The sequence below is a fragment of the Mycobacterium sp. ACS4331 genome (genome assembly GCF_001667265.1).
In the GTDB taxonomy this organism is placed as follows: domain Bacteria; phylum Actinomycetota; class Actinomycetes; order Mycobacteriales; family Mycobacteriaceae; genus Mycobacterium.
In genome coordinates, this window is record NZ_LZHW01000054.1 from 26,332 (window position 1) to 40,799 (window position 14,468).

Genomic DNA, 14,468 nt, shown 5'->3' on the forward strand with positions numbered 1-14,468 from the left:
GGCCAGTCTGGCACAGCGACCCGAGGGCCGGAAAGCTCAGCGAATTAACCTCACGGTGAATCTGATAACCCGCAGGTCGCGTACCCGGGTTCAGCGGCCGTTGCCTACATTGAGTGGCATGCGCAGAAACTCCACGTTGCTCGTCTTCGGCGTCGCGGCCACATCGGCGCTTCTGGGTGCGGGCTGTGCGACGGAGCGGGACGACACCGCGGGAACCACGACCACGACCACTGCCACCACCGCCGAGTGGACGCCGCTGCCGCCGGAACCGACGCCGCCGGACGCCGTGGGGGTGTCCCCCGGCGGCGTCACCACGCGCGTCGACGTGCCCTCGGACGCCGAGGAGTCTCAGTACGGACAGGCGTGCCTGGCCGCCAAGACGTGGATGGACGCCCAGGGCGGTGATCCGAAGACCCTCGTCGAGCCGTACCTGAAGGTTCTGCAGCAGCCCGGCTTCCAGGACCCGGGCAACTTCAACACACCGTGGGCCGAGTTGACCCCGGCCCAGCAGGCCGGAGTGATCCTGGCGGTCACCGGGGCCGCCGACGGACAGTGCGGCTGAGCACCCCGTCGAACCGCCCCTGACCTGCGCGGCCGGGTCGGGTCAGTGGGTTTGGAGTCACGGTTGCCGGTCACCGGTCGCCGGAACCCGTAACAATGGACTGATGCGGGTGGCGTTGGCCCTGGGCAGTGGCGGGGCGCGCGGCTATGCCCACATCGGGGTCATCGAGGAGCTTCGGGAACGCGGGCACGAGATCGTCGGCATCGCCGGGTCGTCGATGGGTGCCCTGGTCGGCGGTCTGCAGGCGGCGGGCAGACTCGACGAATACACCACCTGGGCCAGTTCTCTGACCCAGCGCGCCGTGCTGCGGCTGCTGGATCCGTCGATCACGGCAGCGGGCGTCCTGCGCGCCGAGAAGATTCTCGAGGCCGTGCGCGAGATCCTCGGCGACGCGCGCGTGGAGGATCTGCCGATCCCGTTCACGTCGGTGGCCACCGACCTGATCACCGGCAAGTCGGTGTGGATTCAGCGCGGTCCCGTGGACGACGCCATCCGGGCCTCGATCGCCATCCCCGGCGTCATCGCCCCTCACGTGCTGGACGGACGGCTGCTGGCCGATGGCGGAATCCTCGATCCCATTCCGATGGCGCCCATCGCGTCGGTCAACGCCGATGTCACGATCGCGATCAGCCTGGGCGGTGATGACCCAGAGGTCCGACGCGGTGAGCGGGAACCCCGCCCCAGCGCCGAGTGGCTCAGCCGCATGTGGCGCAGCACGTCATCACTGCTGGACACCAAGGCCGCGCGGTCGGTGCTGGACACTCAGACCGGACGAAATGTCTTGGGCCGGTTCACCTCCAGTGAGGAGGACGGCGAGGAGTCGATCAACGAGCAGGTCGCACCGCTGGTGCCCAAACTCGGCGGGTTCGAGGTGATGAACCGGACGATCGACATCGCGCAGGCCTCGCTGGCGCGGCACACGCTGGCCGCCTATCCCCCCGATCTGCTGATCGAGGTGCCCCGCACGGTGTGCCGGAGCCTCGACTTCCACCGCGCCACCGAGGTCATCGAGATCGGCCGTGAACTTGCCGAGACGGCGCTCGACACCCTGGAGGCGCGCGGCTCAGAGCCCTAGGAACGCGGCGACGCGGGCGGCTTCCCGACGCCCCTGGGCGCGACCGGCCTGCGCCGACGGGGTGCGGCATGCGGGGTCCAAGGGGTTGCGCCCGAAGGCCGCGAGTGACTCGGCGTCGGCGAACACCGCAAGCGTCGCACCCGGGAACGCCTCGACCTCCTCGGCGGTGCTCTGCTCCCACACCGTCGGTGTGTCGATGCCGGACGGCACCAACACCACCGCGGCCCCGCAGTCCCCAGCGACGGCCATGTTCACCGAACTGGCCACCCCGCCGTCCATGTACCGGCGATCACCGATCGTCACGGGTGGCCAGGCACCGGGGACCGCGCAGCTGGCGGCCACGGCGTCCACCAGCCCGACACCCGATTCCCGGGTGAACACCACCAGCTCACCGCTGTCGATGTCCACTGCGGTGATGCGCAGGTCGTGGTCGGGCCATTGATGCGAAGGCAGGCGATGGGCGATCACCGCTCGGCGTACGGGTTCGGCCACGGTCGCCGCGGCTGCCGCGACGGCCCCGATCCGCTGCAGCTTCTGTGCTCGCGTCGCGCCCGGCGTCGTCATCGCCGACAGGAACAGCTCCGCGATGTCGTCCACCGCGACACCCGAGTCGATCTCATGCGACTCACCGCCGACCTGTCGGTCGAACAGCTCCCGCAGGCTCAACCCGCTGCCCAGCTGGGCCGACACCGTCGACCCGGCCGAGGTGCCGACCAGGACGTCGGCGGCCAAAAGTGCCGCCGCGGCGGCGGGATGCTCGTCGGCGACACCGGCGAGAATTCCAGTCTCCCAGGCGATTCCCGCGATGCCACCACCGGCGAGCACCAGGGCACGGCGCCGCGTCAACCGCGTGCCCGCGCAAGCCGTGGCGCCGAGCGGCCCGAGTACAGCGGCAGGTCGAGGTACGTCGCCACCCCGGGCGGCGCCGCGCACACCGCGGGCACCGCGTTCACGCAGTGCGCCGCGGTGGCCACGACGCCCGACTCGACGTCATCGCCGATCTCACCCTGGAAGCCCTTGACGGTCACCGTGAAGTCCGGGTTGCCGCGCACCTCCATCTCGTACCGCTGTCCGGCCGGGCCGAACTCCCAAGGCGGATCGAGGTTCTCCTCACCCATGAGCCAGTTGACCGTCACCCGGACGACGGGTTCGTCACCGACAAGCGCCTCCCAGTGGAACTTTCGTCCAGCGACCTGGCCGGGCTCGATGACCCCGATCGGCGACTCGATCGGTGCGGTCGCGACGGCGATCTCCTGCGTCGCGCGGATCCTGGGGTCGGCGTCGAACCCGATCTGGTCGACGACCATCTTGACCGCTTGGATGAAGCCGCCGTCGAGCATCTTCTGCATCGGCCCGCTGAGCGCCCGGTCGGGGGTGTCGCCGAAACCCATCACGTGCCGGACGACGTCGGGCGCATCGTAGGTGCGCAGGTCGGAGAACTCCTCTGCGCGAACGAATGTGACACCGGTGGTCATCGCCGAGAGCAGGAGCGGGAACTTCTCGCTGATGCCGCCGGGTGCGATGCCGGTGCCGTGCAGGGTCGCGTTGCCCGCGACCGCGGCCTCGCGCATCGGCGCGGCCTGTTTGGCGCTGGGGTAGAGCCATCCGACCGGCGTGACCACGTTCTTGCCCGAGCGCAGCAGGGCCGCCACGTCGTCGGGGTTGGGCATCAGCGGCGCGTAGATGACGGCGTCGGCGTCCAAGGCCAGGATGTCGTCGATGCTGTCGGTGGCGGCCACGCCCAGAGGTCCGACGCCGGCGATCTCGCCGACGTCACGCCCGTTCTTGTCCGCCGAGTGCACCCAGCAGCCGACGAGCTCGAGGTCGGGGTGGTCGAGGATGCCCTTGACGGCGGCCACACCGACGCCACCGGTGGCCCACTGCACGACCTTCAACGCCATCGGGCCTCCTTGCCGCGACTAGAACACGTTCCAGTCATTCATAGCGCGAAGCACCCGTGATGTACATGCCCTCAGCCCAGCGTCTGCACGTGGTACTCGCCGTCGGCGTACCGGGCGCGGATGGTCTTCTTGTCGTACTTGCCGACGCTGGTCCGCGGGATCTCGGCGACGAAGGTCCAGCGTTCGGGCAGCCACCACTTGGCGACCTTGTCGCTCAAGAACTCCCGCAGCTGGGCGGCGCTGGCCTCACCGCCCTCCTTGAGCACGACGGCGGCCAGCGGACGCTCCTGCCAGCGGTCGTCGGGCACCCCGACCACCGCGGCCTCCAACACCGAGGGGTGCGCGATGAGGTTGTTCTCCAGGTCCACCGAGGAGATCCACTCGCCACCGGACTTGATGACATCCTTGGCGCGATCGGTGAGCGTGACGTAACCCTGCGCATCGATGCGCCCGACGTCACCGGTGCGCAGCCATCCGTTCTGGAACTTGGACGGATCGGTGTTGCGGTAGTACGACCCGGTGATCCATGGGCCACGCACCTCGAGTTCCCCGACGGCTTCGCCGTCGTGCGGCAGCGGCACGCCCTCATCGTCGACGATGCGAGCCTCGACGCCGCACAACGGCCGCCCCTGGGTGCCACGCAGTTCCCAGTGCTTGTCCTCGTCGACGCCGGGCGGCGGCCAGGCCAGGGTGGCGATCGGCGAGGTCTCGGTCATGCCCCACGCCTGACGGATCCTCACGTTGTACTGTGCCTCAAAGCTTTTCATCAACGAGACCGGCACCGCCGAACCGCCGCAGGCGACCAGCCGCAGGGACGAGATGTCCCCGGGGTTGCCGTCCAGATGGTGCATCACGTCGTTCCAGATGGTCGGCACCGCACCGGCCACCGTGGGCCGCTGTGTCTCGATCAGGTTCACCAGCGACGGAGCGTCCATGAAGCGATCGGGCATCACCAGATCAGCGCCGGCCATCAGCGCCGCATACGGCAGTCCCCAGGCGTTGGCATGGAACATCGGCACGATCGGCAGGGCCTTGTCGGAGAAGCTCAGACCCATACCGTTACCCGTACATGCCGACATGGAGTGCAGGTAGCTGGACCGGTGGCTGTAGACCACACCCTTCGGATGGCCCGTGGTGCCGCTCGTGTAACACATTGCGGCAGCTGACCTCTCGTCGAGATCCGGCCAGTCGAACTCGTCGGACGCCTCGGCGAGCACATCGCCGTAGCGAAGTACGGTCTTACCCGAGGCCGTCAGCGGGGTCAGGTCACCGTCGCCGACCGCGATCACGGTGTGCACGGTCTCCATCGACCGCAACACCGGCCCCAGCAGCTTGGCCAGCGACACGTCGGCGATCACCACCTGGTCCTCAGCCTCATACGCGATGAACTCGATCTGCTCGGGGAAGAGGCGGATGTTCAGGGTGTGCAGCACGGCGCCCATCGAGGGCACGGCGAGATACGCCACCAGGTGCTCCTGGTTGTTCCACATGAACGTCGCGACGCGCTGGTCGCCGGTGATGCCGAGCTTGCGCAGTCCGTTGGCCAGGCGCGCGGCGTCGCGCGCCACCTCCCGGTACGTCGCATGCCGGTACCCGCCGTCGCCGGTGGCCGTGGTGACGATCCGGTCGCCATGCACCGTCTCGGCGTATCGCAGGATCGCCGCGACCGTCAACGGGAACTCCTGCATGGTGCTGTCCATCGCCGCCTCCGAACTCTCAGCACGTGCACGCTCGTGTCCTACGCTATCGCCGGTGACCATAACGAAGTCCGTTCTGCTCTTCGTCATCGCCGCCCTGTTCGAGATCGGCGGCGCCTGGCTGGTCTGGCAGGGCGTACGTGAGCAGCGCGGATGGCTGTGGGTGGGTCTGGGCGTGGTGGCGTTGGGCGCCTACGGGTTCGTCGCCACCCTGCAGCCCGACGCCAACTTCGGCCGAATTCTGGCCGCCTACGGCGGGGTGTTCGTCGCGGGCTCGCTGGCCTGGGCGATGGTGCTGGACGGCTTCCGCCCGGACCGGTGGGACGTCATCGGCGCGTTGATCTGCCTGCTGGGCGTCTCGGTGATCATGTACGCGCCGCGCGGGGCCTGACGGGAACGAATCGGCCGCTCCGCGCGATATACAGAGCAGACTCTGCAGTGCTCATCGGACCCCTGGGGGAGATCATGCGATTCGCAGCCATCACCGTTGCGGTCGCCGCGCTGGGCGTGCTGACGTCCGCAGGCACGGCCTCGGCCGACGAGTCGGCCCGCGACGTGATCGACGACCTGCGCTCGCAGGGCTACAACGTCATCGTTGACCGCGTCGGTTCGGGCAACCTCGACAACTGTGTGGTCACCGGGGTGCGCAACCCGCAGTCGATCTCGCGGATGCCCTTGGGTGACGAACGCGACGACATGGACCTGACGGGGACCGTCACGCTGCGGCAGACGATCACCGTCTCACTGAACTGCGGCGGCTGACCCGCTCGGCTCAGACGGCGGGCTCGAGCTCCCGCATCGGCACGTCGATGACGGCGGCGTCGAAGATCTGCGCGATCGCCTCGTTGGTGGTGACGTTGACCTCGTAGGTGGTCACCCGACCGGTGTTGTCGGAGACGAAGAGGTGCACCCCGTCGCTGCTCTCCAGCGCGGCCGAGAGTTCGACGCCGGCGTCGATGCGGTCGATGATGTGCCGCGTCGCGGTGCAGATGACGGTGACGTGGTCACCGCTGACGACGTAGGCCCGCTCACCGTCGGCGCTCAACGACACCTGCGCTGCCACGCCGTCGAGTTCGATGGTCCCAGTGATCTGCAGGGTCGCGGCATCGAGGAAGTCGATGACTCCGCCGAACTCGTCGTCATCGCTGACGGCGACGATGACGGCACCGTCGCGGCTGACCGCGATGTCGCGCACCATCGACGGGATCGGCGCGGCACCGGCGACTCGGCCGTCCTTGACCGCCATCACGACGCCACTGGTGTGGTCGACGGCGGCGACGTAGACCAATCCGTCGGTGGGGTTCACCGCAAGCGCGGTGGGCACGGTGTGCGGGCCTGCGACGAGTTCCACGTCGCTGACCTCATGCGTCTCGGCGTCGATCACCCCGAGGAGCACCGCCGAATCAGCGGCCTGCAGGGCGTAGACCCGGCGCCCGTCGGGGCTGACGGCGACATCACGCAGAGCACCCGCGACCGGGATACGCGCCACGACCTCGCCGCGCTCAAGCACCGTGACGGTGTCGTAGGCCGGTTCGACCGAGGTGACGTAGGCACGCCGGCCGGCCACCGCGATCGCGAATGGTTCGTAGACGTCGGGGACGGTGGCCGCGCGTCGCGGGCCGCGCCGCGCCACCAGCGACAGGGTGTCGTCGGCGTAGTTGGCGGTCAGCAGGTTGCCTCCGAGTTCGGCCATCGCGGTGATCGGCCCGGAGGCGATCACCGCGGCACCGACTGGGGCGAAGGCCCGCATGTCGTCAGACGCGGCGACCACGGGGGCTGACGCGGACATGGCCTCGACGGCGCGCGACGTGGCGGAAGCGGGCCTGCGGTCGAAACGCGGGGACAGCACAGGCAGGGAGCGTGCCGCCTCAGCGTCAACTCCAGCCACTCGGTCCACAGGTGCCACTTTGTTTGCCATGGTCGTCGATCCTCTCTCGGGCGAACCCGATCACGGCGCGTCCGGCCGCGTATTCGAGCGCCATGCTCGGCGCCGATCCTGATCGAGTGTAGTCACCGGTACAGACACGAAATCCATTCATCGCAGCGCCTGCGACCCGTGACACGGAAATGTCTAAGGCATTACACAGGACTCGCCGTTACCAAATCGTGTTGTTTGCTGACGGCAATCCAGCGAAACCGCAGAGTGCTGCAGCGATGCCACGACCAGCTAATTGGCTTGATCAAATTCTTCGAGGTTTCTTAATAAGTATTTCTTACCGCAAACGGCATCAAATGAGGGCTAAATCACAGCCGCTTTGAAGGCGTGTTCGGCTCTCGGCCGCCGCGGATGAGGATTCCGCGGCCGTCGCCGACAGCCCCGGCGACGCGCGGGCGGACATAACCGCAGTGATGTTCTCGGGGGGTTCGCTGTAGTGAGCAGCGCCACGCAGGTGGCAATGCGGTCTGGCGCGTGTCGCTGCCCCGGTGCGAGTCGGTCACGCCGGTCGGGGGGTGCCCCTGCTGCCGCTCACGCGGCTCAGAGCACCTTCGACAGGAACTCCTGAAGCCGTGGGTGCTTCGGGTTGTCGAACAACTCCGCGGGCGGTGCGTCCTCGACGATGTTGCCGTCGGCCATGAAGATCACCCGCGAGGCCACCTCACGCGCGAACCCCATCTCATGGGTCACCACGACCATGGTCATGCCCTCGGCGGCCAACGCGCGCAGCACCTCCAGCACATCGCCGACCATCTCGGGATCGAGTGCGCTGGTGGCCTCGTCGAACAACATGATCGACGGGTTCATCGCCAGCGCCCTGGCGATCGCCACCCGCTGCTTCTGCCCGCCCGACAGCGTCGCGGGCCGCACATCCGCCTTCTCCGCCAGCCCCACCTGACCCAGCAGGTCCATCGCACGCCTGCGTGCGGCGGCCTTGTCCATCTTCTTGGTCAACAACGGCGCCAGCGTGACATTGTCGATCACCGTCATATGCGGGAACAGGTTGAAGTGCTGGAACACCATGCCGATGTGCTGACGCACCTTGTCGAGGTCGACCTTCTTGTCGGTGAGGTCGAACCCGTCCACGGTGACCTTGCCGGCGGTGATGTCCTCGAGCTTGTTGAGACACCGCAGGAAGGTCGACTTGCCCGACCCCGACGGGCCGATGACACAGACCACCTCCCCCTGGCTGATCGTCGTGTCGATGCCGTCGAGAACCACGAGATCACCGAAGGACTTCTTGAGCCCCTCGATTCGGATCTTCACCGCGCCCTCGGGTTCGGCCACCGCCTCTTCGGGTACCAACTGGTTCATTTCACGAGCCTCTTCTCGAGTCGGTCCGAGAGTTTGGTCAACGCCATGATGACGATGAAGTAGATGATGCCGATGATCAGCCACATGGTGAACGACTGGTAGTTGCGGGCGATGATCAGCCGCCCCGTCTGGGTCAGCTCGGCGATGCCGATCACCGACAGGATCGACGTGTCCTTGAGCGTGATCACGAACTGGTTGACATACGACGGAATCATCGTCCGAACCGCCTGCGGCAGAATCACTCTGCGCATCGTCGGCAGATAGCCGATGCCCAGGCTGCGCGCGGCCTCCATCTGCCCCTTGTCGACCGACTGGATCCCGCCACGCACGATCTCGGTCATGTAAGCACCGGCGTTGAGCGACAGCGTGATGATGCCCGCCGTCAGTGCCGTCATCTGGAACCCGAGCGCCGACGGGATGCCGAAGTAGATGAAGAACGCCTGCACCAGAAGCGGTGTGCCACGGAAGATGTCGACGTAGGTGGTGCCGATGGCACGCAGCCAGATCGAGCGTGACACCCGGAACAACCCGAAGATGATTCCGAGCACCAGCGCGATCGCGATCGACACGACGGTGAGGATGATCGTCATCTTCAGACCCGCCATCAGCACCGGGAAGGTGCTCTTGAGCAGACCGATGAACGAGTTGTCGGCGTCGGAAGCGCCCTCCCCCAGATACGTTTCCAGGATCTCGTCGTAGCGACCGGACTCCTTGAGGTTCTTCAGACCGGTGTTGAACTTCGACAGCAGTTCGGCGTTCTGACCCCTGTTGACCGCGAACCCGTAGCTGGACCCCTTCTCCTTCGGCGTGACGGTCTTGAATCCGTTGCCCTGCTGGATGCCGTAGTTCAGCACTGGGTAGTCCTCGAAGATCGCCACCGAGTTGCCGGTCTTGACCTCCTCGAACATCGAGGCCGAGTCCGCGAACGACACCACCTCGAACCCGTACTTCTCCCTGATGGATTCGGCGAACTCCGCACCCTCGGTGCCGTTCTTGACCGCGACCCTCTTCCCCTTGAGATCGGCGTACGACTTGATCTCGTCGTCGTCGGCGAGGACCGCCATCTGCACGCCCGACTCGAAGTAGGGATCGGAGAAGTCGAAGACCTTCTTCCGGGCGTCGGTGATCGACATGCCGGCGATGACCCCGTCGGCCTGATCGGCCTGCACGGCCTGCAGTGCGGCGTCGAAGCCCAGCGGTTTGATGTCGACGACGAAGTCCTGGTCCTTGGCGATCTCACGGATCAGATCCATGTCGATGCCGACGAAGTTGCCCTGCGCGTCCTGGAACTCGAACGGTGCGAACGTCGTGTCGGTGGCGATCACATAGGTCTCGCCCGCGGCGCCCGCGGCGGGTGCCCACGCCCCGGCACCGATGCCGCCGACCAGCAGAACCGCGAGAAGGCCGGCGAGATGCCGGAACCGTAATCGCCTGGACCTGGTGTTGCCGCAGGGTCTGGAACCGACTCGCATCCTGAACCTCCCGAGGTTGCTGGGATTCCTCACGCTAGCGGGACGGCCTGCATCGCGCCGGATTTCCGGTCGCACCGACAATCGGTCGAACTGCGTGGGCCCGCAGCTCGTGTCATCTGCAGGGCCGGCACGGCTGACCCGAGCGCAGAAGGGACCGCCATGTACACCGCGTTGACAGTTTCCGTTGCGGCGGCGGCCGCATCGGCGGGCATGCTTCTCCTGCCCGCGGGGGTGAGCGCTGCCGATGATTCGGCCGCGGTGGTGATCGGGCAACTCGAGGCCGAGGGTTTCAACGTCAGCGTCGACCGCATCGGCAGCGCGCCTCTGGCGGACTGCGTCGTCACCAATGTGCGCAACACCGGATCACAGCAGCAGTTCGTGGACATCGACGACGACGACATCCACAACGGCATGAACGTGTTCGTTCCGGTGATCGTGCGCCGTTCTGTCGTGGTTTCGCTTGACTGCACCGGATAAGCCCTGGATATGCGACGATCTGCGGGTGACGCCGCAGGACGACCCGGAGGCCCGGATCCGGGACTTGGAGCGCCCGTTCGCCGACACCGCGACTGAACTCGGGGTTGGCGGCCCACCACCCACGCAACCGTGGTCTTACGACAGCTTTCCCCCACCGCCGAACCCGGGGCGCAGCGGACTCAAGGTGTTCGGCATCGTCGCCGCCGTTCTCACGGCCGGAATCGCCGCGGGCGCGGTCGTCTACGTGCTGTCCAGCGGTGCCGCGGAGAACACCACCTCGGGCCGGCCGACGTTCTCCGGTGGCGGCGGCGGGTTTCCGAGTCCCACCGCGCGCCGGCCGACCGTGCCCCCGGTGCCCACGGGAGCGCCGGATGCACCGGTGGTCGTTGAGACACTGCCGCCCGGCGGCGTGGTGACGGTCGCCGGCGTCGACGGCCACAAGACGTTGGCCTGCAACGACAACACCGTCAGCGTCAGCGGCGTCAACAACACCGTGACCATCACCGGGCACTGCGCCGCGCTGACGGTCTCCGGTGTGGAGAACGTGATCGTCGTCGACTCCGTGGACCGGATCGGCGTCTCCGGACTCAAGAACAGGATCACTTTCCGTTCCGGCGCACCGGAGATCGAGCAGTCTGGTTTCGACAACGTCGTCGGGCAGGGCTGAACGTGCGCACTTGCACTGGATCGGGCCGGAATTCGGCCTCACCCGGGACGCTCGGCGTCGGAGCTTCGGCCCCACAGCATCCGATCCCTGTGGGACAGTTACTCCGTGGTTGACAAGGTGCGTGTCGTCGTCGGGGACGACCATCCGCTGTTCCGCGACGGAGTGGTGCGTGCGTTGGTGTCCAGCGGTGAGATCGACGTGGTGGCCGAGGCCGACGACGGCACCTCGGCGCTGGCCGCCATCAAGGAACATCGACCCGCCGTGGCGCTGCTCGATTACCGCATGCCCGGCCTGGACGGTGCGCAGGTCGCGGCCGCTGTCGTGCGCGACGAACTGCCGACCCGCGTCCTGCTGGTTTCGGCGCACGACGACTCCGCGATCGTCTACCACGCGATCCAGGAGGGCGCGGCGGGGTTCCTTCCGAAGGAGTCGACGAGGGCCGAGATCATCTCGGCGGTGCTCAACTGTGCGCGTGGCCGCGACGTGCTCTCCCCGGGTCTGGCCGCGGGCCTGGCGGGTGAGATCCGGCGGCGCGCCGAACCTTCCGGACCCGCGCTGAGCCCGCGCGAGCGGGAGGTGCTTGATCTGATCGCCGGGGGTAAGAGCATTCCCGTGATCGCCTCCGAACTGTTCCTGGCGCCGTCGACGGTCAAGACACATGTCCAGCGGTTGTACGAGAAGCTCGGTGTCGGTGATCGCGCGGCCGCTGTGGCCGAGGCGATGCGGCGCAGGCTGCTGGAATGAGCACGCGCGGCAACCTTCTCGATTATGTGACGGCGGAGCCGGTGCGGGTGGCGGCTCTGCTGCGCCTGCCGCTGATCGGGCTCATCGTCTTCATCGTCGACGTCGGTGACGTCGCGCATTGGCTGCCCGAGGTCTACAACACAGCGATCATCAGTTACCTTGTCGCAGCGCTGATCTGGCTCGCGGTCGTCTTCCGTGGACCGACGCCCAGCTGGGCCGGCTGGGTGACCACGCTGGTCGACGTGCTCGCCGTGGTGGCGGTCTGCCTGACCTCGGGCGGCGCGACCGCCTGGCTTCTTCCGGTGTTCTTCGTGCTGCCCATCTCGGTGGCGTTCCAGGACCGCCCGTGGTTGACCGCACTGTTGGGTGCGGTCACGGCCTTCGCCTATCTCGGCGTGTGGATCGTCTACTCCAAACGCGATGACACGGTCGGGCTGCCGAACATCGTCTACATGCACTTCGCGTTCCTGATGTGGTTCGCGCTTGCGACCACGGGCCTGAGCCTGGTGATAGCGCGGCGCGATGACCGGGTCCGCGGGCTTCTGAAGGCACAGCGCCAGCTGGTGTCGGAATCGCTGCGGGCCGACGAGCGCAACAGCCGTGAGCTCGCCGAGACCCTGCATGACGGCCCCCTGCAGGAACTGCTGGCCGCCCGGATGGCGCTCGACGAACTCTCCGAACGCGTCGATGATCCCGCGGTGACCGCCATCCGCGACACCCTGACGGGCACGGCGACCCAGCTGCGGTCCACCCTGCGGACGCTGCACCCCGCGGTGCTGTCCGAACTCGGGCTGACACCGGCCCTGGCCGAGCTGCTGCGCCAGTACCGGGACCGCGCCTCGTTCACGGTGGAGGCCGAACTCGACGACGTCGGCAAACCACCGGTCCAGGACCTGCTGTACCGCGCGGCCCGCGAACTGCTGGGCAACGTGTCCAAACATGCCCGCGCGTCCAGCGTCTGCGTCACGCTCAAGCTCCGCGACGAGGACATCGAGTTGATCGTGACCGACGACGGTGCGGGATTCGACCCCAACACTCTCGACACCCGCATCGCCGATGGACACATCGGTCTGGCATCGCTGAAGGCACGGGTCGAGGCGATGGGCGGAACGTTCGACATCATCTCGTCACGGGGCCACGGCACCCGGGCCCGGCTGGTCGCCCCGGCGGCGGGCTGACACCGACGAGGCCGCGCCATGAGCGGTGATCAGCTCATGGCGCGGCAGTGGGTCGCGGGTCAGCCGACGAAGATGAACCCGCGGCCGTAGATCGGCTGCCAGGGTGTGGCCCGCGTGGACGGGCTGTTGAAGTTCGGCCCGCGATGATCCGGCGAGGTGATCGCCGGGTTGTTGTCCCAGGTCTCGGCGTTGGCGCTGGACGCGGCTCCGAGCGCGATCAGGGCCGGGGCGGCCAGCAGCGCGGCGGAGGCGGCGATTCGACGGGTGATGACGTTCACGATGAGTTCTCCTGTGTGGCTTGGCTTTTCAATTCTGCGGCCGGTGTGTTCCGGCGATGGGATAAGAATGCCCTGCGCTGATGGCGACGTCTGTCAGGCGGCCGGTTGATCGACCGGATGAATCGGTTGTCCCCCGATCGGTGGACTCCCGCACCATGGGATCACCACACTCACGGCGGCCTTCCACCCGCGCTTTCGGGCCCTGAGTGCGGTTTCAGCGCCGAAGTTGGGTATCCGGGCCACATGCCCACCGTTTCGCGCACCTTCTCGGTGACCCCCCCGCCGTCAGCCGTCATCGACTACCTCAAGGACTTCTCGCACGCTGAGGAGTGGGATCCCGGCACCGTGACCTGCACGAGGTCCGACGACGGCCCGATCACCCGCGGCGCCACCTGGCACAACGTGTCCAACATCTTCGGTGTGCGGGCCGAGCTGACGTATGTGCTGCACAAGCTCACCCCGGACACGCTGGCGTTCGTGGGCACCAACAAGTCCTCGACCTCGACAGACACCATCACGGTCGCCCCCGACGGCGCCGGCTCCAAGCTCGCCTATCAGTCCGATGTGCAGATGAAGGGGTGGGCCAAGCTGCTCAATCCGGTCATGCGCATCGCGTTCGAGAAGCTGGCCAACGACACCGAGAAGCAGATCACGACGGTGCTGAACAGACTCAACTGAGGCCTGTCCGAAGTTCGACGTTTGACCGCCGCCAGGACCGGGAACAACCTTCGTTCCCGTGACGTTGGGGAGACGTTGGGATTGGCAGGGAGGATCACGATGGCCACTGATTACGACGCCCCCCGCGTCAAGGAGACCGACGAGTCGAACGACGAGTCATTGGAGGCGCTGACCGCTCAGCGCCGCACCGCGGTCGACACCGCGGTGATCGACGAGGACGAAGTGGTCGACTCCTTCGACCTGCCCGACGCAGACCTCACCGGCGAGGAGCTGACGGTCCGGGTGGTCCCGAAACAGGCCGACGAGTTCACCTGCTCAAGCTGCTTCCTGGTTCAGCACCGCAACCGGATCGCACTGCAGAAGGGCACCGAGCAGATCTGCATCGACTGCGTCTGACGGAGTCGTCTGACCGATCGGCGTTCTGGTCACCCTGATCCAAACGGTCGCCGGGGCCTGCGGATTCGTCATCTACTGGAAGCAATTCGTGCT

17 protein-coding genes are annotated in these 14,468 nt (G+C 67.2%); 10 read left to right on the forward strand and 7 right to left on the reverse strand.

All coding sequences use genetic code 11. The features are described from left to right. The first annotated feature begins 118 nt into the window (after positions 1 to 118). The gene (locus tag A5727_RS13025) at positions 119 to 562 is read left to right on the forward strand and encodes a lipoprotein LpqV (protein WP_068249678.1); all 444 of its coding nucleotides are present in this window, start codon (positions 119 to 121) and stop codon (positions 560 to 562) included. A gap of 103 nt (positions 563 to 665) precedes the next feature. Continuing rightward, a complete protein-coding gene (locus tag A5727_RS13030; RefSeq protein ID WP_068249680.1) occupies positions 666 to 1,637 on the forward strand; it encodes a patatin-like phospholipase family protein in 972 nt (323 codons plus the stop codon). Here the strand turns inward: A5727_RS13030 and A5727_RS13035 are convergent. The 3 genes from A5727_RS13035 to A5727_RS13045 all read right to left on the reverse strand — a co-directional run bounded on the left by A5727_RS13035 (position 1,626) and on the right by A5727_RS13045 (position 5,238). Further along, positions 1,626 to 2,483, reverse strand: a complete 858-nt coding sequence (locus tag A5727_RS13035) for a patatin-like phospholipase family protein (protein WP_068249682.1) — start codon at positions 2,481 to 2,483, stop codon at positions 1,626 to 1,628. The genes A5727_RS13030 and A5727_RS13035 overlap by 12 nt on opposite strands. Beyond that, entirely contained in the window at positions 2,480 to 3,538 is a 1,059-nt protein-coding gene (locus tag A5727_RS13040) for an NAD(P)H-dependent amine dehydrogenase family protein (RefSeq protein WP_068249684.1), read from the reverse strand. The genes A5727_RS13035 and A5727_RS13040 overlap by 4 nt, the downstream gene beginning before the upstream one ends. Positions 3,539 to 3,609: 71 nt before the next feature. After that, complete coding sequence (locus tag A5727_RS13045) at positions 3,610 to 5,238, reverse strand: long-chain fatty acid--CoA ligase (RefSeq protein WP_068249686.1); 1,629 nt, start codon at positions 5,236 to 5,238, stop codon at positions 3,610 to 3,612. Positions 5,239 to 5,290: 52 nt separating this feature from the next. Here A5727_RS13045 and A5727_RS13050 point away from each other — a divergent pair, with 52 nt between their 5' ends. Then, the gene (locus A5727_RS13050; RefSeq protein ID WP_068249688.1) at positions 5,291 to 5,626 is read left to right on the forward strand and encodes a YnfA family protein; all 336 of its coding nucleotides are present in this window, start codon (positions 5,291 to 5,293) and stop codon (positions 5,624 to 5,626) included. Positions 5,627 to 5,673: 47 nt separating this feature from the next. Beyond that, the gene (locus tag A5727_RS13055; RefSeq protein ID WP_231992061.1) at positions 5,674 to 5,997 is read left to right on the forward strand and encodes a hypothetical protein; all 324 of its coding nucleotides are present in this window, start codon (positions 5,674 to 5,676) and stop codon (positions 5,995 to 5,997) included. A 10-nt stretch (positions 5,998 to 6,007) separates the two neighbouring features. Here A5727_RS13055 and A5727_RS13060 read toward each other — a convergent pair whose 3' ends face one another. The 3 genes from A5727_RS13060 to A5727_RS13070 form a co-directional block, all read right to left on the reverse strand. Next, the gene (locus tag A5727_RS13060) at positions 6,008 to 7,153 is read right to left on the reverse strand and encodes a YncE family protein (protein ID WP_157521363.1); all 1,146 of its coding nucleotides are present in this window, start codon (positions 7,151 to 7,153) and stop codon (positions 6,008 to 6,010) included. A gap of 558 nt (positions 7,154 to 7,711) precedes the next feature. Next, complete coding sequence (locus A5727_RS13065) at positions 7,712 to 8,485, reverse strand: amino acid ABC transporter ATP-binding protein (RefSeq protein ID WP_068249692.1); 774 nt, start codon at positions 8,483 to 8,485, stop codon at positions 7,712 to 7,714. After that, positions 8,482 to 9,957: an amino acid ABC transporter substrate-binding protein/permease gene (locus A5727_RS13070; protein WP_082949777.1), complete on the reverse strand. Its 1,476-nt coding sequence runs from the start codon at positions 9,955 to 9,957 to the stop codon at positions 8,482 to 8,484. The genes A5727_RS13065 and A5727_RS13070 overlap by 4 nt, the downstream gene beginning before the upstream one ends. A 159-nt stretch (positions 9,958 to 10,116) precedes the next feature. Between A5727_RS13070 and A5727_RS13075 the strand changes: the two genes are divergently transcribed. From A5727_RS13075 to A5727_RS13090, 4 genes are all read left to right on the forward strand, one after another. Further along, the gene (locus tag A5727_RS13075) at positions 10,117 to 10,434 is read left to right on the forward strand and encodes a hypothetical protein (protein ID WP_068249694.1); all 318 of its coding nucleotides are present in this window, start codon (positions 10,117 to 10,119) and stop codon (positions 10,432 to 10,434) included. A 25-nt stretch (positions 10,435 to 10,459) separates the two neighbouring features. Beyond that, the gene (locus tag A5727_RS13080; protein WP_082949778.1) at positions 10,460 to 11,101 is read left to right on the forward strand and encodes a DUF3060 domain-containing protein; all 642 of its coding nucleotides are present in this window, start codon (positions 10,460 to 10,462) and stop codon (positions 11,099 to 11,101) included. Positions 11,102 to 11,206: 105 nt separating this feature from the next. Continuing rightward, positions 11,207 to 11,845, forward strand: a complete 639-nt coding sequence (locus A5727_RS13085) for a response regulator (RefSeq protein ID WP_068249695.1) — start codon at positions 11,207 to 11,209, stop codon at positions 11,843 to 11,845. Beyond that, positions 11,842 to 13,023, forward strand: coding sequence for a sensor histidine kinase (locus tag A5727_RS13090; protein WP_068249696.1), 1,182 nt, complete (start codon positions 11,842 to 11,844; stop codon positions 13,021 to 13,023). The genes A5727_RS13085 and A5727_RS13090 overlap by 4 nt, the downstream gene beginning before the upstream one ends. A gap of 59 nt (positions 13,024 to 13,082) precedes the next feature. On the opposite strand, the gene A5727_RS13095 is transcribed toward A5727_RS13090, so the two are convergent. Next, positions 13,083 to 13,301, reverse strand: coding sequence for a hypothetical protein (locus A5727_RS13095; RefSeq protein ID WP_068249697.1), 219 nt, complete (start codon positions 13,299 to 13,301; stop codon positions 13,083 to 13,085). Between the two features lie 243 nt (positions 13,302 to 13,544). Between A5727_RS13095 and A5727_RS13100 the strand changes: the two genes are divergently transcribed. Next, positions 13,545 to 13,979, forward strand: a complete 435-nt coding sequence (locus tag A5727_RS13100) for an SRPBCC family protein (protein WP_068249699.1) — start codon at positions 13,545 to 13,547, stop codon at positions 13,977 to 13,979. Positions 13,980 to 14,078: 99 nt separating this feature from the next. Then, positions 14,079 to 14,375: a DUF4193 domain-containing protein gene (locus tag A5727_RS13105; protein WP_068249701.1), complete on the forward strand. Its 297-nt coding sequence runs from the start codon at positions 14,079 to 14,081 to the stop codon at positions 14,373 to 14,375. The last annotated feature ends 93 nt before the right edge of the window (positions 14,376 to 14,468 follow it).